Source organism: Psychroflexus sp. MBR-150 (assembly GCF_053628795.1).
In genome coordinates this window covers 38810-55709 of sequence record NZ_JBRJHB010000006.1, presented here as the reverse complement: position 1 = coordinate 55709, position 16900 = coordinate 38810, and the positions used below count along the sequence as shown (strand labels likewise).

Genomic DNA, 16900 nt, shown 5'->3' with positions numbered 1-16900 from the left:
AGTATCTAATTATTATTTAGAGTATAATTCGACGATAAACTGTTCGTTAATGTTTTCTGGAATTTGTGTTTTTTCAGGAACGCTAACGAATGTACCTTCTTTTTTTTCTGAATTCCAACTTAACCATTCATAAACAGCTGAAGAGTTTGATAGTGATTCTTCAATAACGCTTAAAGATTTAGATTTTTCTCTAACGCCTACAATATCATTGATTTTTAGCTGATAAGATGGGATATTTACAATTTCGCCATTTACTGTAATGTGTTTGTGTGAAACTAATTGTCTTGCTCCACTTCTAGAAGGTGATAGACCAAATCTGTAAACAACATTGTCGAGACGTCTTTCGCACATTTGAAGTAAAACTTCACCAGTAATACCTTTTGCACTGTTAGCTTTTTCAAACATATTTCTGAATTGACGCTCTAAAATACCATAGGTATATTTTGCTTTTTGCTTTTCCATTAATTGGATAGCATATTCAGATTTTTTACCACGTCTTCTGTTGTTGCCATGTTGACCAGGTGGATATTTTTTCTTCTCAAACGATTTATCATCGCCGAAAATAGGCTCGCCAAATTTACGAGCAATTTTAGTTTTAGGACCAGTGTATCTTGCCATTTCTAAGTATTTAGGTTATAGGTTATGAATTAAGGTCTTTCCTTCGATAACCTTATTTTTTATTCGATTAAACACGTCTTCTTTTAGGTGGACGACAACCATTGTGAGGAATAGGAGTAACGTCTATAATTTCAGTAACTTCAACGCCTGAATTGTGCAATGCTCTAATAGCTGATTCTCTTCCATTGCCAGGACCTTTTACATAAACTTTCACTTTTCTTAGTCCTGCTTCGTGAGCAACTTTACTGGCATCTTCTGCAGCGAGTTGAGCGGCGTAAGGGGTATTTTTTTTACTGCCTCTAAAACCCATTTTACCAGCTGAAGACCATGATATGACTTCACCGTTATTGTTGGTTAAAGAAACAATTATGTTGTTAAATGAAGCAAATATGTGAGCTTCACCAAAGGCGTCTGTTGTGACTTTACGCTTTTTTGTTGTTGATTTAGCCATGATTATTTAGTTACTTTTTTCTTGTTAGCTACTGTCTTTCTTCGACCTTTTCGTGTACGTGAGTTGTTTTTAGTTCGCTGACCTCTTAAAGGTAAACCCGATCTGTGTCTAACACCTCTATAACAACCAATATCCATAAGACGTTTGATGTTCATTTGAGTTTGTGATCTTAATTCGCCTTCTATGGTAAATTGCGAAACAGCGTTACGAACGCCAGAGACATCACTATCATTCCAGTCAGAAACTTTTTTGTTTGGATCAACTTTAGCTTCTTTCAGAATTCTTTGTGCTCTTGACTTACCTATACCAAAAATATAGGTTAGAGCAATTACGCCTCTTTTTTGTTTAGGGATATCAACACCTGCTATTCTTGCCATAATTAACCTTGTCTTTGTTTAAACTTTGGATTCTTTTTATTAATAACATAAAGTCTTCCTTTACGTCTTACGATTTTGCAATCTGCACTTCTCTTTTTGATTGATGCTCTTACTTTCATAATATTAATATCTATAAGTTATACGTCCTTTAGTTAAATCATAAGGACTCATTTCTAATTTTACTTTATCGCCTGGTAATAATTTAATGTAATGCATTCTCATCTTACCAGATATATGAGCAGTTACTACGTGCTCATTTTCAAGTTCTACTCTAAACATTGCATTGGACAATGCTTCTATAATAGTTCCATCTTGTTCTATTGAAGGTTGTTTAGCCATAATTATGCTACTGCTTTTCTGTTTTTGCCTGATTTCATTAATCCGTCGTAATGTTTATTTAATAAGTAAACATTAATTTGATCTATAGTGTCTATTGCAACACCAACCATAATTATTAAAGATGTACCACCAAAAAATAAAGCCCAGCCCGATTGCACACCAAGTAGGGAAACAATAATTGCTGGGAATATAGCAATGATTGCCAAAAACACAGAACCAGGTAAAGTGATTTGAGACATAATTCTGTCGAGGTATTCTGCGGTTTCTGTTCCTGGTCTTATGCCTGGGATAAATCCACCGCTTCTTTTTAAATCGTCTGCCATTTTATTAGTTGGTACGGTAATAGCTGTGTAAAAATATGTGAAAATAATGATGAGTAAGCCAAATACAACATTGTACCATAATCCAAACATATCATTAAACTCAGCTGCAATACCTTGAGCAGTTGCCGTGTCAGATAATCCTGCAAGTGCAGCGGGGACAAACATGATGGCTTGAGCAAATATAATTGGCATTACGCCAGAGGCATTTAGTTTTAAAGGTATAAATTGTCTTGCTCCACCAAATATATTTTTCTCATATTTACCAGAAGCATTTTTTCTTGCATATTGAACAGGTATTTGTCTTACTGCTTTTACTAAATAAACAGAGGCAAGAATAATAACAAACCAAATCACAAGTTCAATTAATATTAAAATTAAACCACCTGAACCATCATCACCAGTTCTGGAAGCTAATTCCTGTGCAAATGAACGAGGTAATCTGGCTATAATACCTACCATTATAAGTAATGAAATTCCATTACCAACACCTTTATCAGTTATTTTTTCACCTAGCCACATTGCAAAAATACAACCTGCTGTAAGGATTATTACTGCAGAGGTAATAAACATTGTATTACTTTGAACCATAAATGCGTCGTCGGGTAAAATATTGTATAAGTTATAAATATATCCAGGACCTTGTACTAAAGTAATACCAATGGTTAGCCAACGTGTAATTTGAGTAATTTTTTTAGTTCCGCTTTCACCTTCTTTTTGAAGCTTTTGTAAGTAGGGGACAGCAATAGTCATCAATTGAACGACAATAGAAGCAGAGATGTAAGGCATAATACCCAATGCAAAGACTGAAGCGTTTGAAAATGCACCACCAGTAAATGCGTTTAATAAGCCTAAAATACCATCTTCAGTTTGACTTCCTAAACTTGCTAACTGAGAAGCATCTATACCTGGTAGAACAACTTGTGCTCCAAATCTATAAACGATTAATAAGCCCAAAGTCAGAAGAATTCTGTTTTTGAGCTCGTCTATTTTCCAAATATTTTTTATCGTTTCAATAAATTGCATCGAGTAAATATTATAATGTTATAGCTTCTCCACCGGCTTTTTCAATTGCTTCCTTAGCTGATTTTGAAAACTTATGTGCTTGAACTTTCAATTTAGATTTTAATTCGCCATTGCCTAAAATTTTGACAAGGTCATTTTTTTTGATAATACCTAAATTTTTAAGGATATCAGAATCAACGCTGTCTTTAATTTTTTTGTTATCAACTAAAGCTTGAAGATCTGAGAGGTTGACAGGTTTGTATTCAATTCTGTTGATATTGTTAAATCCAAACTTAGGAATACGTCTTTGTAAAGGCATTTGACCACCTTCAAATCCAATTTTTCTAGAATACCCAGATCTTGACTTAGCACCTTTATGGCCTCTACCAGCTGTATCACCAGTTCCAGAACCTTCACCACGTCCGAGACGTTTTGTTTTTCCTTTTACAGAGCCTTTTGCTGGTTTTAATTGATGTAATTTCATAGTTGATAATCTTATTTAATCTTTTCTACACTTACCAAGTGGTTGACTTTATCAATCATACCCAAAATATTTGGTGTATCTTGATGTTCAACACTTTGACCTATTTTTTTTAAACCTAATGCTTCAAGAGTCAACTTTTGTTGTTTAGTTCTCTTGATGGCACTTTTTGTTTTAGTAACTAATATTTTTGACATTTTCAAAAGCTATTATCCGTTAAATACTTTATCTATTGATATTCCTCTTTGCTTTGCAACTGTATCGACATTTCTTAATTGTAAGAGTGCGTCAAAAGTAGCTTTTACTACGTTGTGAGGATTGGTAGAACCTTGGTTTTTTGACAATACATCATGAACTCCAACAGATTCTAATACAATTCTAGTGGGACCGCCGGCAATTACACCAGTACCTTCAGATGCAGGAAAAAGAGAAACTTTTGCTCCAGCATATTTTCCTTTTTGCTCGTGTGGTAAGGTTCCTTTGTTTAGAGGAATTCTTATCAAGTTTTTCTTAGCATCTTCAACTGCTTTTGCAATAGCATCAGCAACTTCTTTTGACTTGCCAAGACCTTGACCTACAACGCCATTTTCATTACCAACAACAACTATAGCAGAAAACCCAAAAGCTCTACCACCTTTAGTTACTTTAGTAACACGTTGAACCCCTACTAGTCTATCTTTTAAATCTAAACCTCCAGGCTTAACAAACTCTACGTTTTTATAATTTTGATACATATAATTAAAATTTTAATCCACCTTCTCTGGCTCCTTCAGCCAATGATTTAACTCTACCGTGGTACAGGTAGCCACTTCTATCAAAAGCAACTTCTTCGATACCGATTTTACTTGCTTTTTCAGCGATGGCTTGACCAACTGCTTTAGAGCGTTCAACTTTAGGCTTATCTTTTGAAGCATCAGTTCTTGAAGATGCTGAGGCAAGTGTTTTGCCATTGACATCATCAATGAGTTGAGCATAAATCTCAAAATTGCTTCTGTAAACAGATAATCTTGGTTTAGTTGCTGTACCTTTTATACTTTTTCTGATTCTCTGATGAATCTTTTTTCTTCTTTTTTGTTTAGAAAATCTCATAATTATGCTGATTTACCTGCTTTTCTTCTTATGTATTCACCAACATACTTAATTCCTTTACCTTTGTATGGTTCTGGTTTTCTGTATGATCTGATTTTAGCTGCAACTTGATTAACAAGTTGTTTATCGTGTGATGTTAATTTTATGATTGGATTTTTGCCTTTTTCACTCGCAGTTTCAACTTTTATTTCTGGGGCGAGTTGAATAACTATATTGTGTGAAAATCCAATAGCGATATCTAATTTTTGACCTTGATTGGATGCTCTGTAACCTACGCCTACAAGTTCTAATTCTTTTGAGTAACCTTTAGTTACTCCTGTTATCATGTTGTTGATGAGAGATCTATATAAACCGTGTTTAGATTTTATATTTTTGTTATCGTTTGGTCGTTCTACGATAATTTCACCATCTTCTTGCTTGATTTTAACGTCTTCAAATTTTTGAGTGAGTTCACCAAGCTTACCTTTAACTGATATAGAGTTGTCCTCGAGTTTAATCTCGACACCTTCTGGTATTTTTACTGGACTATTTCCTATTCTAGACATAACTAATCTTTTATCTTATATTAATATACGTAACAGAGCAACTCTCCACCAACATTATCTCTTTGTGCTTGTTTTCCTGTCATTAAGCCCTTTGAAGTTGAAACAATTGAAATTCCAAGTCCATTGAGTACACGGGGTATTTCATTGCTACCAGCATATTTTCTCAAACCAGGTTTACTGATACGCTGAATCTTTTTTATTACAGGTTCTTGGCTAAGTTTATCATATTTAAGAGCTATCTTGATGACACCTTGCTTGTTGTCATCTATAAATTTATAGCTTAAAATAAAACCTTGGTCAAAAAGAATTTTTGTCAATTCTTTTTTAAGATTAGAAGCTGGTATTTCTACCGTTCTATGCCCAGCAGCGACAGCATTTCTAATTCTGGTTAAATAATCTGATACAGGATCTATATTCATTTTATATTGCTTTTAAAAATTACCAGCTTGCTTTTTTAACACCTGGAATTAAACCTTTATTTGCCATTTCTCTAAACATAACACGAGAAATTCCAAACGTTCTCATATAGCCTTTTGGTCTTCCAGTAAGTTTACAACGGTTGTGCAGTCTTACAGGAGAAGAATTTTTAGGCAACTTTTGTAGTGCTTCATAATCGCCTTCTTCTTTGAGGCGTTTACGCTTTTCAGCATATTTTTCTACTAATTTTTCGCGTTTTACTTCGCGAGCTTTCATTGATTCTTTAGCCATATTAATTCTTTTTAAAAGGCAAACCTAATTCTGTTAATAATGCTTTTGCTTCTTTATCGGTATCAGCTGACGTTACAAATGAGATGTCCATACCAGAGATACGATTTACTTTATCTATATTTATTTCTGGAAAAATGATTTGTTCTGTAATTCCCAGATTATAATTTCCTCTTCCGTCAAAACCATCAGGGTTTATACCGCTAAAATCTCTTACTCGAGGTAGGGCAGAAGTAATCAACCGGTCTAGGAATTCATACATTCTATGACCTCTTAAAGTTACTTTAGCACCGATAGGCATTCCTTTTCTTAATTTAAAAGATGCGACATCTTTTTTGGATACAGTTGGTACTGCTTTTTGACCAGCTATTCTAGAGAGTTCATCAACAGCCTGATCAATAAGTTTTTTGTCTGCAATAGCTTCTCCAACACCTCTACTCAAAACAATTTTTTGAAGTTTTGGGGTTTCCATGGTATTAGAATAGCTAAACTCTTTAACAAGATTCTTTTTAACTCTTGTTTGATATTCTTTTTTTAATCTAGGTATATATTCCATAACTAGCTGATTACTTCGTTAGTTTTTGTTGAAACCCTTACTTTTTTTCCGTCTTGAATTTCATATCTAACACGAGTTGGATTTCCATTTTTATCTATTAGTGCTACATTTGAAATATGTATAGGGGCTTCTTTTTCTTGAATACCACCTTGTGGATTTTGAGCACTTGGTTTGAGGTGTTTTTTAATCATATTAACAGATTCTACAATAACTTTCTCAGAATCGTATAATACTTTTAAAACTTTGCCTTCTTGACCTTTATTTTCACCGGCTATAACTTGAACAGTATCACCTGTTTTGATTTTAAACTTTTTCATCATTATAGTTTTAAAGCACTTCAGGTGCCAATGAAACGATTTTCATGAATTTATTTTCTCTCAATTCTTTTGCAACTGGACCAAAAACACGTGTTCCTCTCATTTCACCAGTTGGGTTTAACAAAACACATGCGTTATCATCAAATCTGATGTAAGAGCCATCGGGTCTTCTGACTTCTTTGTTGGTTCTTACAATTACAGCTGTTGATACTGCACCTTTTTTGATACTACCATTAGGTGTGGCTTCTTTTACACTGACGACAACTTTGTCACCAACGCTTGCGTATCTTTTTTTGGTACCACCTAATACTCTAATGACCAAAACTTGCTTGGCACCAGTATTATCGGCTACTCTTAATCTTGATTCTTGTTGTACCATAATTATTTAGCTCTTTCAATTATATCAACTAATCTCCAACGCTTTGTTTTGCTCAGAGGTCTTGTTTCCATTATTTTAACAGTATCGCCTTCGTTACACGTATCTTTTTCATCGTGGGCTACATACTTTTTTGTTTTTAGAACGAATTTTCCGTAGATAGGGTGTTTGATTTTTTTTACTTCAGACACGACTATTGATTTAAGCATTTTATTGCTTGTTACAACACCTATACGTTCTTTCCTTAAATTTCTTTTTTCCATTATTTTGAGGAATTAAACTAAATTTCTTTTGCTGATTTCTGTATTCATTCTTGCAACAGATCTTCGTAATGTTCTGATTTGCATTGGGTTTTCTAATGGTGTCAAAGTATGAGCCATTTTGAGTTCAGATATTTTCTGTTTGGTTGTTTCTAAGGCTTCAACCAAATCAGCGTCAGATAATTTTATTATTTCAGATTGTTTCATAATCGTTTTTATTCTTGATAATCTCTAGCGACAACAAACTTTGTTTTAACTGGCAATTTTTGTGCTGCAAGTCTTAAAGCTTCTTTAGCGATATCTTGAGTTACACCACCTATTTCAAACATAATTCTTCCTGGTTTAACAACAGCTGCATAATATTCTAATGCACCTTTTCCTTTACCCATTCTAACCTCGAGAGGTTTTTTAGTGATAGGTTTATCTGGAAATATTTTTATCCACAAAGAGCCTTCTCTTTTCATATATCTTGTGGCAGCAATACGAGCGGCTTCAATTTGTCTTGAAGTTATAAAAGATGAGTCTAAAGACTTCAAACCAAAAGTACCATTAGAAAGTCGGTGTCCTCTATTAGAGTTACCTTTCATTCGGCCTTTTTGTTGCTTTCGAAATTTGGTTTTCTTTGGTTGTAACATGCTTACAATATTTTATTTTCTACGTCTATCTCTTGAGCGATTAGACTTAGTGTTTTTTCCTCCTTTTTTCTGTAATCCTACAAGTGGTGAAAGTTCTCTTTTTCCATACACTTCACCTTTCATAATCCAAACTTTAATCCCTAATCTTCCGTATGTTGTATGGGCTTCAACTAAGGCATAATCAATGTCAGCTCTAAAGGTTGATAATGGGATTCTGCCTTCTTTGTAAGATTCTACACGTGCCATTTCTGCACCATTCAATCTTCCAGCAATTTGAATTTTTATGCCTTCTGCATTCATTCTCATAGTTGCAGCAATGGCCATTTTGATAGCTCTACGGTATGAAATTCTATTTTCAACTTGTCTTGCTACACTTGAAGCAACTAAAAACGCATCAAGTTCAGGTCTTTTAATTTCAAAAATATTTACTTGAACTTCTTTGTTGGTGAGTTGTTTTAATTCTTCTTTTAATTTATCAACTTCTTGACCGCCTTTACCAATTATAATTCCAGGTCTTGCAGTAGTAATTGTAACGGTTACTATTTTAAGTGTACGTTCGATGATAACTCTAGATACACTGGCTTTGGACAGTCTAGCGTGAATATATTTTCTGATTTTATCGTCTTCAGCAATATTATCACCATAATCATTACCACCATACCAGTTGGATTCCCAACCTTTTATAATTCCTAATCTATTTCCTACCGGGTTTGTTTTTTGTCCCATAATATATCTTAGCTATCTAAATTATTATTTTCACCTAAAATTAAAGTAACGTGGTTAGAACGTTTTCTTATCCTGTGTGCTCTTCCTTGAGGAGCAGGTCTTAATCTTTTTAAAACTCTAGCACTATCAACTTTTATTTCTTTGATGTATAGCCCAGCGTTTTCTATAGCAGCATCTTCATTTTTTTGTTGCCAATTGGCAATAGCTGAAAGCAAAAGTTTTTCTACACGTTGTGCGGCTTCTTTTTTGCTGAATTTTAAAACTTGTAAAGCTTTTTCAACGTCCATACCTCTGACCAAATCAGTCACTAATCTCATTTTTCTTGGCGAAGTAGGGCAGTTGTTTAATTTAGCATACGCCAAATTAGATTTCCTTTCTTTTATAGCTTCAGCACGTTGTTTTTTTCTAACTCCCATGATAGTCTATCTATTATTACTTTTTGTTTTTAGCTGAGGTATGTCCTCTAAATGTACGAGTTGGTGAAAATTCACCTAATTTATGACCTACCATATTTTCAGTTATAAAAACAGGTACAAATTGTTTCCCATTGTGAACACCGATGGTTTGACCAACAAAATCTGGTGTAATCATTGATGCTCTTGACCAAGTTTTAATAACTGACTTTTTGCCAGACTCAACATTTTGAGCCACTTTTCTCTCTAATTTATAGTGAACGTAAGGTCCTTTTTTTAGTGATCTAGCCATGTTTTATTTCTTTTTACGTTCTAAAATATGTTTGTTACTCGATTTTGTTAAAGATCTTGTTTTAAAACCTTTAGCAGGAATGCCTTTACGCGATCTTGGATGACCACCTGAAGCTCTTCCTTCACCACCACCCATTGGGTGATCAACTGGGTTCATCACAACTGGTCTGGTTCTAGGTCTTCTGCCTAACCAACGACTTCTACCAGCTTTACCTGATATCAATAATTGATGATCGCTATTAGAAACTGCACCAATCATTGCTTTACAATCAGATAGAACTAATCTTGTTTCACCTGATGGCAATTTGATGGTTACATATTTACCTTCTTTAGCTGTTAATTGAGCAAATGTTCCTGCACTTCTGACCATTACAGCTCCATTGCCTGGTACTAATTCAATACACGAAATGATAGAGCCAAATGGTATTTTAGATAAAGGTAAAGCATTACCAATATCGGCAGATGCTGTATCACCAGATTGAACGATTTGTCCAACTTTTAATCCACTTGGAGCTATGATATAGCTTTTTTCTCCGTCTTTATATTGAATCAATGCTATATATGCTGTTCGGTTAGGGTCATATTCTATTGACTTAACTGTTGCAGGCATATCGGTTTTATTTCTTTTGAAATCGATAATTCTGTAACGTCTTTTATGACCACCACCACGGTAGCGCATTGTCATTTTTCCTTGGTTGTTTCGACCACCAGATTTTTTTATCGGAGCAAGCAAAGACTTTTCCGGCTTATCAGTTGTTATGGCGTCGAACCCACTTACAACTTTAAATCGCTGACCTGGCGTTATTGGTTTTAGTTTTTTTACAGGCATGTCTTAAAATTAAAGATTACTGTATAAATCAATAGTATCACCATCGGCAACTTGAATGATTGCTTTTTTTAGAGCATCAGTCTTACCTGTTACCATTCCTGTTTTAGTGTACTTTGTTTTCACTGTTGGTTTAATATTCATCGTTCTTACTTTGTCAACTGTAACTCCATAAGCATTTTCAACAGCATCTTTGATTTGGATTTTGTTGGCTTTATTATCTACAAAAAAAGAGAAGCGGTTGTTTAACTCACTATCTTCTGTAGCTTTTTCTGTTATAATAGGTTTGATTAAAATACTCATAGCTATTGACTCAAGTTTTGTTCTAAATATTCAATTACCGACTCAGATAATACTAAAACATCATTGTTTAAAATTCTGTAAGTATTTAATTCTGAAGCTGTTAAGACCTTATGTCTTTTCAAATTACGGGACGACAAATATACATTATTATTTGCATCTGCAAACACAAAAACCGATTTTTTATCGTCAAGTTTTAAATTTTCTAAAACTTTTAAAAATTCTTTGGTTTTTGGACTGTCAAAAGTAAAGTTTTCAACAACTAATAGTTCATTATCATTGGCTTTTTGTGACAAAGCTGAAGCTCTAGCTAAACGTTTTAATTTTTTGTTTAATTTAAAGCGATAATTTCTAGGGCGAGGACCGAATACACGACCACCACCTTTAAATATGGGTGATTTAATACTTCCAGCTCGTGCAGTACCAGTTCCTTTTTGTTTTTTAATTTTTCGAGTACTTCCTTTTATATCGGCTCTTTCTTTAGCTTTATGTGTACCTTGTCTCTTGCTGGCGAGATGTTGCTTAACATCAAGATAAACCGCGTGCTCGTTTGGCTCAATGCCAAAAACATCTTTAGAAAGGTTAACCGTTTTACCCGTTTCTTTTCCTTTTATGTCTAATACCTCTACTTTCATTATTTCTGAATTGTTAGGTAAGTGTTTTTATGGCCAGGTACGCAACCTTTAACCACAAGTAGATTTTTATCTTCTACAACTTTTAACACTTTAAGGTTAGTAACTTTTACTTTTTTATTTCCCATCTGTCCAGCCATTCTCATTCCTTTGAAAATTCTAGCAGGATAAGAAGCTGCACCAACAGAACCAGGAGCTCTCAACATGCTTTGCTGACCGTGAGTTCGTTCTGAACCACTAAAGCCGTGACGTTTTACAACGCCTTGAAATCCTTTTCCTTTAGTTATACCAGATACATCTACAAATTCACCTTCTTTAAAGATGTCAACTGTAATCTGATCTCCTAATTTAAAATCGCCTTCATAATCTTGGAATTCGACAACTTTACGTTTTACAGATGAGCCCGCTTTTTTAAAATGGCCTTTTTCGGCCATGGTTGAGCTTTTTTCTGTCTTGTCATCGAAACCAAGTTGAAGAGCTTCATACCCGTCAACCTCATTGGTTCTGACTTGGGTAACTGTGCATGGTCCAGCTTGAATGACAGTGCAAGGAATGTTTTTCCCGTTCTCGTCGTATAAGCTGGTCATACCTATTTTTTTTCCTAATAACCCAGACATTTGTTTATTGATTTAATTTAATATTGATTATACTTTTATCTCGACTTCAACACCACTTGGCAATTCTAATTTCATCAGAGCATCAATTGTTTTTGATGATGAACTATAGATGTCTAACAAACGCTTGTAAGAATCTAATTGAAATTGTTCTCTTGCTTTTTTATTGACGTGAGGTGAACGCAATACAGTAAATATCTTCTTCTTTGTAGGAAGTGGTATTGGACCTGTAACTACAGCACCAGTGGTTTTTACCGTTTTAACAATCTTATCAGCTGATTTATCAACTAAATTGTGATCGTATGATTTTAACTTTATTCTAATTTTTTGACTCATTGTTCAAGAATTATTCGTTAGTTGTGGTTCCTTTAGCTGCAGCTATAACTTCTTCAGACACGTTAGATGGTGTTTCTTCATAGTGTGAAAATTCCATTGTTGAAGTTGCTCTACCAGAAGAAAGCGTTCTTAAGGTCGTTACATAACCAAACATTTCAGAAAGTGGTACAATGGCTTTAATAACTTTAGCACCAGCACGATCAAACATATCATTGACTTGTCCGCGACGTTTGTTGAGGTCGCCAACAATATCACCCATGTTTTCTTCAGGGGTAACTACTTCAACTTTCATCATTGGTTCAAGGATTACAGCTCCTGCAGATTTTGCTGCAGATTTGAAACCTAGTTTAGCAGCAAGTTCAAAAGACAATTGATCAGAATCCACAGGGTGGAATGATCCATCTTTTAAGGTTACTTTTAGGCTATCCATTTGGAAGCCTGCTAAAGGGCCATTTTTCATTGCTTCTTCAAAACCTTTTTGAACCGATGGTATAAATTCTTTAGGAACACGACCACCTTTGATTTCGTCAACAAATTGAAGTCCTTCTTTTTCAAAGTCTTCATCAACAGGACCCATTTCAAAAACTATATCAGCAAATTTACCACGACCACCAGATTGTTTTTTGTAAACTTCTCTGTGTTGAGCGGTTTTCTTAACAGCTTCTTTGTATTCTACTTGTGGTTCACCAACGTTGACTTCAACTTTAAACTCACGCTTCATTCTATCAATTAAAATATCGAGGTGAAGTTCACCCATTCCAGAAATAATAGTTTGACCTGAAGCTTCATCGGTTTTTACAACAAATGTTGGATCTTCTTCAGCCAGTTTAGATAGGGCAACACCCATTTTTTCAACATCGGCTTTAGTTTTTGGCTCAACTGCAATACCGATGACTGGTGCAGGAAAAGTCATCGATTCTAAAACGATGGGGTGATTTAAGTCTGTAAGTGTATCTCCAGTTTTAATATCTTTAAAACCAACAGCAGCACCAATATCACCTGCTTCAATTTTATCGATAGGCTCTTGTTTGTTTGAGTGCATTTGATACATTCTTGAGATGCGTTCTTTTTTACCAGAACGTGTATTTAGGACATAAGAACCCGCATCAAGTGTACCAGAATAAGTTCTAAAAAACGCCAAACGACCAACAAATGGATCTGTAGCAATTTTAAATGCTAAAGCTGCAAATGGAGATTCAACGTTTGGTTTTCTGCTTTCTACTTCATTGGTTTCAGGATTAGTGCCTTCAATAGCTTCAACATCTACAGGTGATGGTAAGTAACGCATTACTGCGTCAAGCATAGCTTGTACACCTTTGTTTTTAAAGGCAGAACCACACATCATTGGGATGATAGACATATCTATTGTAGCGGCACGTAAAGCAGCGATGATTTCATCTTCTGTGATAGAGTTTTCATCTTCAAAGAATTTTTCCATCAACTCCTCATCATATTCAGCTACAGCTTCTACTAATTCAGCTCTGTATTTATCAACAGTTTCTTGAAGTTCAGCAGGAATATCAACCACTTCATAAGTCATTCCCATATCTTCATCGTTCCAGATGATAGCTTTTTTAGATATTAAATCTACTACACCTTTAAAATCAATCTCGTCACCGATTGGAACTTGAAGCGGAACAGGATTGCCACCCAGCATTTCCTTAACTTGCTTACAAACCATAAAGAAGTCAGCACCTTGTCTGTCCATTTTATTGACAAAACCAAGACGCGGTACTTTATATTTATCAGCCTGTCTCCAAACGGTTTCAGATTGTGGCTCAACACCATCAACTGCACTAAAAAGTGCAACAACACCATCTAAAACACGCAATGAACGCTCTACCTCAACGGTAAAGTCAACGTGACCTGGTGTGTCAATAATGTTTACAATATATTCGTGATCTCTATACGGCCAGGTACAATGCGTAGCAGCAGAAGTAATTGTAATACCACGCTCTTGCTCTTGCTCCATCCAGTCCATAGTCGCTGCACCATCGTGAACTTCACCAATTTTGTGTGAAATACCTGTATAGTATAATATTCTTTCGGTAGTTGTTGTTTTGCCAGCATCAATGTGAGCTGCAATACCGATGTTTCTTGTATATTTTAAATCTCTTTGTGCCATTTTATATTAGAATCTAAAGTGTGAAAATGCTTTATTAGCTTCTGCCATTTTATGAGTATCTACACGTTTCTTAACAGCTGCACCTTCTTCTTTAGCAGCAGCAAGTATTTCTGCAGCCAATTTAGCTGGCATAGATTTTTCGTTGCGTTTTCTTGCGAAAAGTATCAACCATTTCATGGCAGTTGACACCTTACGGTCAGGTCTAATTGGTGTTGGTATTTGAAATGTTGCACCACCAACACGACGGCTTCTAACTTCTACGTGAGGCATTATATTAGATAATGCGTCTTTCCAAAGATCTAAAGCTGTCTTCTCTTCATCTTGTTTTTTTTCTTCAACAATATCAATAGCTTGATAAAAAATATCAAAAGCCACAGATTTTTTGCCGTCCCACATCAGCATATTCACAAAACGTGTGACCAATGGGTCATGAAATTTTGGATCGGGTATGATGGAACGTTTTTTGGCTAATCTTTTTCTCATGTCTTCTTAAGATTTAATTATTTTTTTGGACGTTTTGCACCATACTTAGAACGGCGTTGCAGTCTTCCTTCTACACCTGCTGTATCAAGTGCACCTCTTACGATGTGATACCTAACACCAGGTAAATCTTTTACTCTTCCACCTCTTACTAATACTATCGAGTGCTCTTGAAGATTGTGTCCTTCGCCGGGAATGTAGGCGTTCACTTCCTTACCATTGGTTAACCTCACACGAGCAACTTTACGCATTGCTGAGTTTGGTTTTTTTGGTGTTGTTGTGTAAACACGCGTACATACGCCACGACGTTGAGGACAAGAGTCCAAAGCAGCCGATTTACTCTTCTTAGTAGTGGTCTTTCTTCCTTTTCTTACTAATTGTGAAATTGTTGGCATAATATTAAATAAAAATTACCCTGTTTTTTCGGGTTTGCAAATGTAGAAATATATTTTTACTAAACAAACCAAACTTCTAACTAAATCAAAATATTCTTAAAATTTAATATTCTGACTTTTAAAAGCTTTGTAATTATACGGCTTTAACCAGCTATATATTATATTCCTGCCTGTGCTGAAGATGTTGTTTCTATTCATAGTCTTTTGTGCTATATTCTAAATTAAGCGTGATTATCAACCTGTATTGCTTTACCAAAACAAAGCTCAACTCTCAAAAAAAATCATATATTTATCCAAAATTTATAATATTCAATGAATACCTACATAGATCATACTTTATTAAAACCTGAAGCCACTGAAAATCAAATTAAAACCTTATGTAAAGAAGCCAAAACATACAACTTTGCATCCGTTTGTGTTCATCCAGATTATGTTGAAATAGCAAAACAACAGTTAAATAATTCTACTGTAAAAGTCTGCACCGTAATTGGTTTTCCACTGGGTGCAAACACCACGGCGACCAAAGTTTTTGAAGCACAAGACGCTATTAAAAATGGTGCTGATGAAATTGATATGGTCATCAACATCAGTTGGCTTAAAGATAAATTTTATGACAAACTTGAAAGTGAAATTACAACTATTAAAAAAGCAATTGAGAATCATATCTTAAAGGTTATTGTCGAAATCAGTTTATTAACCGATGATGAAATCGTTAAAATCAGCCAAATCGTCTCTAATGCTAATGCGGATTTCATTAAAACTTCAACAGGATTTGGTAATCACGGTGCAACTTTAGAAGCCGTGCAACTTATGAAAGCCAATATTTCAAGTCAAGTCCAAATCAAAGCTTCAGGTGGTATTAGAGATTACAAAACTGCCAAAGCCTATATCGATTTGGGCGTTACTCGACTCGGGACATCTTCGGGTGTTGAAATTGTTAAAGGCAAAAATTCAACCAAAACTTACTAAAATTATGAGTGTACACCTCAACGCCAAAAGAGGCGATATTTCAGACAAAGTATTATTGCCTGGTGATCCTTTGCGTGCCAAATGGATTGCTGAAACCTTTTTAGAAAAACCTGTTTGCTACAATACCATAAGAAATATGTTTGGATACACAGGACATTATAAAGGTCAACCAATTTCCGTTCAAGGTACTGGAATGGGAATGCCATCTGCAAGTATCTATATAGAAGAATTGATCAATGACTATGACGTTAAATCTCTTATCAGAGTTGGTAGTGCTGGCTCGCTTCAAAACAATGTCAAATTGAGAGATGTGGTTATAGCAATGTCAGCTTCTACCAATTCATCTTTCAACAAACAACGATTTAATGATGAAGATTACGCACCAACTGCCAATTTTGAACTTTTTCAGAAAGCAGTAGATTATGCAAAATCGCATCATATCAATTTTCACGCAGGCAATGTATTTTCTTCTGACATTTTTTACGCTGACAATAAAGATTATTACAAAGTTTGGGCACAACACAACGTGCTATGTGTTGAAATGGAAGTTACTGCACTCTATACTATAGCTGCAAAATATGGACTCAAAGCTTTAGGAATATTGACCATTTCAGACTCTTTGATTAATGGCTCGCGTACTTCTGCAGAAGAACGAGAGCAGAGTTTTAGCGATATGATACAAATTGCTTTAGACACTATTATCAATTGAAACCTCTTGA

At 34.9% G+C, this 16900-nt stretch carries 32 protein-coding genes; 2 read left to right on the top strand and 30 right to left on the bottom strand.

Features of this window, described 5'->3' with window-relative positions; translation table 11 throughout:
- Positions 1 to 12 precede the first annotated feature (12 nt).
- The 30 genes from rpsD to rpsL form a co-directional block, all read right to left on the bottom strand.
- Positions 13 to 618, bottom strand: coding sequence for a 30S ribosomal protein S4 (gene rpsD, locus ACSSV5_RS05030; RefSeq protein ID WP_211065913.1), 606 nt, complete (start codon positions 616 to 618; stop codon positions 13 to 15).
- Between the two features lie 67 nt (positions 619 to 685).
- Positions 686 to 1069: a 30S ribosomal protein S11 gene (rpsK, locus tag ACSSV5_RS05025; protein WP_125087437.1), complete on the bottom strand. Its 384-nt coding sequence runs from the start codon at positions 1067 to 1069 to the stop codon at positions 686 to 688.
- Positions 1070 to 1071: 2 nt separating this feature from the next.
- Entirely contained in the window at positions 1072 to 1446 is a 375-nt protein-coding gene (gene rpsM / locus ACSSV5_RS05020; RefSeq protein ID WP_211065915.1) for a 30S ribosomal protein S13, read from the bottom strand.
- A 2-nt stretch (positions 1447 to 1448) separates the two neighbouring features.
- Positions 1449 to 1565, bottom strand: coding sequence for a type B 50S ribosomal protein L36 (gene ykgO, locus ACSSV5_RS05015; protein WP_015361145.1), 117 nt, complete (start codon positions 1563 to 1565; stop codon positions 1449 to 1451).
- A gap of 4 nt (positions 1566 to 1569) precedes the next feature.
- Positions 1570 to 1785: a translation initiation factor IF-1 gene (infA, locus tag ACSSV5_RS05010; RefSeq protein ID WP_125087435.1), complete on the bottom strand. Its 216-nt coding sequence runs from the start codon at positions 1783 to 1785 to the stop codon at positions 1570 to 1572.
- Positions 1786 to 1787: 2 nt separating this feature from the next.
- On the bottom strand, positions 1788 to 3131 hold the full coding sequence (secY, locus tag ACSSV5_RS05005; protein ID WP_454245011.1) for a preprotein translocase subunit SecY: 1344 nt from the start codon (positions 3129 to 3131) through the stop codon (positions 1788 to 1790).
- Positions 3132 to 3141: 10 nt separating this feature from the next.
- Complete coding sequence (gene rplO / locus ACSSV5_RS05000; protein ID WP_454245010.1) at positions 3142 to 3594, bottom strand: 50S ribosomal protein L15; 453 nt, start codon at positions 3592 to 3594, stop codon at positions 3142 to 3144.
- A gap of 11 nt (positions 3595 to 3605) precedes the next feature.
- Positions 3606 to 3788 (bottom strand): 50S ribosomal protein L30, encoded by a 183-nt coding sequence (rpmD, locus tag ACSSV5_RS04995; protein WP_138932474.1) that lies wholly within the window; start codon positions 3786 to 3788, stop codon positions 3606 to 3608.
- Positions 3789 to 3800: 12 nt separating this feature from the next.
- Positions 3801 to 4325: a 30S ribosomal protein S5 gene (rpsE, locus tag ACSSV5_RS04990; RefSeq protein ID WP_211065918.1), complete on the bottom strand. Its 525-nt coding sequence runs from the start codon at positions 4323 to 4325 to the stop codon at positions 3801 to 3803.
- Positions 4326 to 4329: 4 nt separating this feature from the next.
- Entirely contained in the window at positions 4330 to 4680 is a 351-nt protein-coding gene (gene rplR / locus ACSSV5_RS04985; RefSeq protein WP_211065919.1) for a 50S ribosomal protein L18, read from the bottom strand.
- Between the two features lie 2 nt (positions 4681 to 4682).
- Positions 4683 to 5225, bottom strand: coding sequence for a 50S ribosomal protein L6 (rplF, locus tag ACSSV5_RS04980; protein ID WP_211065920.1), 543 nt, complete (start codon positions 5223 to 5225; stop codon positions 4683 to 4685).
- Positions 5226 to 5245: 20 nt separating this feature from the next.
- Positions 5246 to 5644: a 30S ribosomal protein S8 gene (gene rpsH / locus ACSSV5_RS04975; protein WP_454245009.1), complete on the bottom strand. Its 399-nt coding sequence runs from the start codon at positions 5642 to 5644 to the stop codon at positions 5246 to 5248.
- Positions 5645 to 5663: 19 nt separating this feature from the next.
- Complete coding sequence (rpsN, locus tag ACSSV5_RS04970; protein WP_211065922.1) at positions 5664 to 5933, bottom strand: 30S ribosomal protein S14; 270 nt, start codon at positions 5931 to 5933, stop codon at positions 5664 to 5666.
- 1 nt (position 5934) lies between these two features.
- The gene (gene rplE / locus ACSSV5_RS04965; RefSeq protein WP_211065923.1) at positions 5935 to 6486 is read right to left on the bottom strand and encodes a 50S ribosomal protein L5; all 552 of its coding nucleotides are present in this window, start codon (positions 6484 to 6486) and stop codon (positions 5935 to 5937) included.
- A gap of 2 nt (positions 6487 to 6488) precedes the next feature.
- On the bottom strand, positions 6489 to 6803 hold the full coding sequence (gene rplX / locus ACSSV5_RS04960; RefSeq protein WP_454245008.1) for a 50S ribosomal protein L24: 315 nt from the start codon (positions 6801 to 6803) through the stop codon (positions 6489 to 6491).
- A gap of 10 nt (positions 6804 to 6813) precedes the next feature.
- On the bottom strand, positions 6814 to 7182 hold the full coding sequence (rplN, locus tag ACSSV5_RS04955) for a 50S ribosomal protein L14 (protein ID WP_211065925.1): 369 nt from the start codon (positions 7180 to 7182) through the stop codon (positions 6814 to 6816).
- A 2-nt stretch (positions 7183 to 7184) separates the two neighbouring features.
- Entirely contained in the window at positions 7185 to 7442 is a 258-nt protein-coding gene (rpsQ, locus tag ACSSV5_RS04950) for a 30S ribosomal protein S17 (RefSeq protein WP_211065926.1), read from the bottom strand.
- Positions 7443 to 7454: 12 nt separating this feature from the next.
- Positions 7455 to 7646 carry a 50S ribosomal protein L29 gene (gene rpmC / locus ACSSV5_RS04945; RefSeq protein WP_211065927.1) on the bottom strand — a complete coding sequence of 64 codons (192 nt, stop codon included), beginning with the start codon at positions 7644 to 7646 and terminating at the stop codon, positions 7455 to 7457.
- A gap of 8 nt (positions 7647 to 7654) precedes the next feature.
- The gene (rplP, locus tag ACSSV5_RS04940; protein ID WP_454245007.1) at positions 7655 to 8074 is read right to left on the bottom strand and encodes a 50S ribosomal protein L16; all 420 of its coding nucleotides are present in this window, start codon (positions 8072 to 8074) and stop codon (positions 7655 to 7657) included.
- A 12-nt stretch (positions 8075 to 8086) separates the two neighbouring features.
- The gene (gene rpsC, locus ACSSV5_RS04935; protein WP_454245006.1) at positions 8087 to 8800 is read right to left on the bottom strand and encodes a 30S ribosomal protein S3; all 714 of its coding nucleotides are present in this window, start codon (positions 8798 to 8800) and stop codon (positions 8087 to 8089) included.
- 8 nt (positions 8801 to 8808) lie between these two features.
- Positions 8809 to 9216, bottom strand: a complete 408-nt coding sequence (gene rplV / locus ACSSV5_RS04930; RefSeq protein WP_211065930.1) for a 50S ribosomal protein L22 — start codon at positions 9214 to 9216, stop codon at positions 8809 to 8811.
- 16 nt (positions 9217 to 9232) lie between these two features.
- The gene (gene rpsS, locus ACSSV5_RS04925; protein WP_211065931.1) at positions 9233 to 9505 is read right to left on the bottom strand and encodes a 30S ribosomal protein S19; all 273 of its coding nucleotides are present in this window, start codon (positions 9503 to 9505) and stop codon (positions 9233 to 9235) included.
- 3 nt (positions 9506 to 9508) lie between these two features.
- Positions 9509 to 10333, bottom strand: coding sequence for a 50S ribosomal protein L2 (rplB, locus tag ACSSV5_RS04920; protein WP_211065932.1), 825 nt, complete (start codon positions 10331 to 10333; stop codon positions 9509 to 9511).
- A gap of 9 nt (positions 10334 to 10342) precedes the next feature.
- Positions 10343 to 10633, bottom strand: coding sequence for a 50S ribosomal protein L23 (rplW, locus tag ACSSV5_RS04915; RefSeq protein ID WP_211065933.1), 291 nt, complete (start codon positions 10631 to 10633; stop codon positions 10343 to 10345).
- Positions 10634 to 10635: 2 nt separating this feature from the next.
- On the bottom strand, positions 10636 to 11265 hold the full coding sequence (gene rplD, locus ACSSV5_RS04910) for a 50S ribosomal protein L4 (protein WP_454245005.1): 630 nt from the start codon (positions 11263 to 11265) through the stop codon (positions 10636 to 10638).
- On the bottom strand, positions 11265 to 11879 hold the full coding sequence (gene rplC / locus ACSSV5_RS04905) for a 50S ribosomal protein L3 (RefSeq protein ID WP_454245004.1): 615 nt from the start codon (positions 11877 to 11879) through the stop codon (positions 11265 to 11267). Before rplC ends, rplD begins: the two co-directional genes overlap by 1 nt.
- A gap of 27 nt (positions 11880 to 11906) precedes the next feature.
- On the bottom strand, positions 11907 to 12212 hold the full coding sequence (rpsJ, locus tag ACSSV5_RS04900) for a 30S ribosomal protein S10 (protein WP_125087413.1): 306 nt from the start codon (positions 12210 to 12212) through the stop codon (positions 11907 to 11909).
- A 10-nt stretch (positions 12213 to 12222) separates the two neighbouring features.
- The gene (gene fusA, locus ACSSV5_RS04895; RefSeq protein WP_454245003.1) at positions 12223 to 14337 is read right to left on the bottom strand and encodes an elongation factor G; all 2115 of its coding nucleotides are present in this window, start codon (positions 14335 to 14337) and stop codon (positions 12223 to 12225) included.
- 6 nt (positions 14338 to 14343) lie between these two features.
- Entirely contained in the window at positions 14344 to 14820 is a 477-nt protein-coding gene (gene rpsG / locus ACSSV5_RS04890) for a 30S ribosomal protein S7 (RefSeq protein WP_454245002.1), read from the bottom strand.
- A 17-nt stretch (positions 14821 to 14837) separates the two neighbouring features.
- Entirely contained in the window at positions 14838 to 15212 is a 375-nt protein-coding gene (gene rpsL, locus ACSSV5_RS04885; protein ID WP_125087410.1) for a 30S ribosomal protein S12, read from the bottom strand.
- A 312-nt stretch (positions 15213 to 15524) separates the two neighbouring features.
- Between rpsL and deoC the strand changes: the two genes are divergently transcribed.
- The gene (gene deoC / locus ACSSV5_RS04880) at positions 15525 to 16181 is read left to right on the top strand and encodes a deoxyribose-phosphate aldolase (RefSeq protein WP_454245001.1); all 657 of its coding nucleotides are present in this window, start codon (positions 15525 to 15527) and stop codon (positions 16179 to 16181) included.
- A gap of 4 nt (positions 16182 to 16185) precedes the next feature.
- Positions 16186 to 16890 (top strand): purine-nucleoside phosphorylase, encoded by a 705-nt coding sequence (deoD, locus tag ACSSV5_RS04875; RefSeq protein ID WP_454245000.1) that lies wholly within the window; start codon positions 16186 to 16188, stop codon positions 16888 to 16890.
- The last annotated feature ends 10 nt before the right edge of the window (positions 16891 to 16900 follow it).

What these genes read in the sequence shown, in the direction of transcription:
- rplB (WP_211065932.1), bottom strand. Translation starts at nt 10,333, where the DNA reads ATGCCTGTAAAAAAACTAAAACCAATAACGCCAGGTCAGCGATTTAAA.
- rpsJ (WP_125087413.1), bottom strand. Translation starts at nt 12,212, where the DNA reads ATGAGTCAAAAAATTAGAATAAAGTTAAAATCATACGATCACAATTTA.
- rplN (WP_211065925.1), bottom strand. Translation starts at nt 7,182, where the DNA reads ATGGTACAACAAGAATCAAGATTAAGAGTAGCCGATAATACTGGTGCC.
- rplD (WP_454245005.1), bottom strand. Translation starts at nt 11,265, where the DNA reads ATGAAAGTAGAGGTATTAGACATAAAAGGAAAAGAAACGGGTAAAACG.
- rpmC (WP_211065927.1), bottom strand. Translation starts at nt 7,646, where the DNA reads ATGAAACAATCTGAAATAATAAAATTATCTGACGCTGATTTGGTTGAA.
- rplF (WP_211065920.1), bottom strand. Translation starts at nt 5,225, where the DNA reads ATGTCTAGAATAGGAAATAGTCCAGTAAAAATACCAGAAGGTGTCGAG.
- rpsH (WP_454245009.1), bottom strand. Translation starts at nt 5,644, where the DNA reads ATGAATATAGATCCTGTATCAGATTATTTAACCAGAATTAGAAATGCT.
- rpmD (WP_138932474.1), bottom strand. Translation starts at nt 3,788, where the DNA reads ATGTCAAAAATATTAGTTACTAAAACAAAAAGTGCCATCAAGAGAACT.
- rplE (WP_211065923.1), bottom strand. Translation starts at nt 6,486, where the DNA reads ATGGAATATATACCTAGATTAAAAAAAGAATATCAAACAAGAGTTAAA.
- rplR (WP_211065919.1), bottom strand. Translation starts at nt 4,680, where the DNA reads ATGAGATTTTCTAAACAAAAAAGAAGAAAAAAGATTCATCAGAGAATC.
- rpsE (WP_211065918.1), bottom strand. Translation starts at nt 4,325, where the DNA reads ATGTATCAAAATTATAAAAACGTAGAGTTTGTTAAGCCTGGAGGTTTA.
- rpsD (WP_211065913.1), bottom strand. Translation starts at nt 618, where the DNA reads ATGGCAAGATACACTGGTCCTAAAACTAAAATTGCTCGTAAATTTGGC.
- infA (WP_125087435.1), bottom strand. Translation starts at nt 1,785, where the DNA reads ATGGCTAAACAACCTTCAATAGAACAAGATGGAACTATTATAGAAGCA.
- rpsC (WP_454245006.1), bottom strand. Translation starts at nt 8,800, where the DNA reads ATGGGACAAAAAACAAACCCGGTAGGAAATAGATTAGGAATTATAAAA.
- rplX (WP_454245008.1), bottom strand. Translation starts at nt 6,803, where the DNA reads ATGAAAAAGTTTAAAATCAAAACAGGTGATACTGTTCAAGTTATAGCC.
- rplO (WP_454245010.1), bottom strand. Translation starts at nt 3,594, where the DNA reads ATGAAATTACATCAATTAAAACCAGCAAAAGGCTCTGTAAAAGGAAAA.
- rplW (WP_211065933.1), bottom strand. Translation starts at nt 10,633, where the DNA reads ATGAGTATTTTAATCAAACCTATTATAACAGAAAAAGCTACAGAAGAT.
- rpsL (WP_125087410.1), bottom strand. Translation starts at nt 15,212, where the DNA reads ATGCCAACAATTTCACAATTAGTAAGAAAAGGAAGAAAGACCACTACT.
- rplC (WP_454245004.1), bottom strand. Translation starts at nt 11,879, where the DNA reads ATGTCTGGGTTATTAGGAAAAAAAATAGGTATGACCAGCTTATACGAC.
- rpsM (WP_211065915.1), bottom strand. Translation starts at nt 1,446, where the DNA reads ATGGCAAGAATAGCAGGTGTTGATATCCCTAAACAAAAAAGAGGCGTA.
- rplV (WP_211065930.1), bottom strand. Translation starts at nt 9,216, where the DNA reads ATGGGAGTTAGAAAAAAACAACGTGCTGAAGCTATAAAAGAAAGGAAA.
- fusA (WP_454245003.1), bottom strand. Translation starts at nt 14,337, where the DNA reads ATGGCACAAAGAGATTTAAAATATACAAGAAACATCGGTATTGCAGCT.
- secY (WP_454245011.1), bottom strand. Translation starts at nt 3,131, where the DNA reads ATGCAATTTATTGAAACGATAAAAAATATTTGGAAAATAGACGAGCTC.
- rpsN (WP_211065922.1), bottom strand. Translation starts at nt 5,933, where the DNA reads ATGGCTAAAGAATCAATGAAAGCTCGCGAAGTAAAACGCGAAAAATTA.
- ykgO (WP_015361145.1), bottom strand. Translation starts at nt 1,565, where the DNA reads ATGAAAGTAAGAGCATCAATCAAAAAGAGAAGTGCAGATTGCAAAATC.
- rpsS (WP_211065931.1), bottom strand. Translation starts at nt 9,505, where the DNA reads ATGGCTAGATCACTAAAAAAAGGACCTTACGTTCACTATAAATTAGAG.
- rpsQ (WP_211065926.1), bottom strand. Translation starts at nt 7,442, where the DNA reads ATGGAAAAAAGAAATTTAAGGAAAGAACGTATAGGTGTTGTAACAAGC.
- rplP (WP_454245007.1), bottom strand. Translation starts at nt 8,074, where the DNA reads ATGTTACAACCAAAGAAAACCAAATTTCGAAAGCAACAAAAAGGCCGA.
- deoC (WP_454245001.1), top strand. Translation starts at nt 15,525, where the DNA reads ATGAATACCTACATAGATCATACTTTATTAAAACCTGAAGCCACTGAA.
- deoD (WP_454245000.1), top strand. Translation starts at nt 16,186, where the DNA reads ATGAGTGTACACCTCAACGCCAAAAGAGGCGATATTTCAGACAAAGTA.
- rpsG (WP_454245002.1), bottom strand. Translation starts at nt 14,820, where the DNA reads ATGAGAAAAAGATTAGCCAAAAAACGTTCCATCATACCCGATCCAAAA.
- rpsK (WP_125087437.1), bottom strand. Translation starts at nt 1,069, where the DNA reads ATGGCTAAATCAACAACAAAAAAGCGTAAAGTCACAACAGACGCCTTT.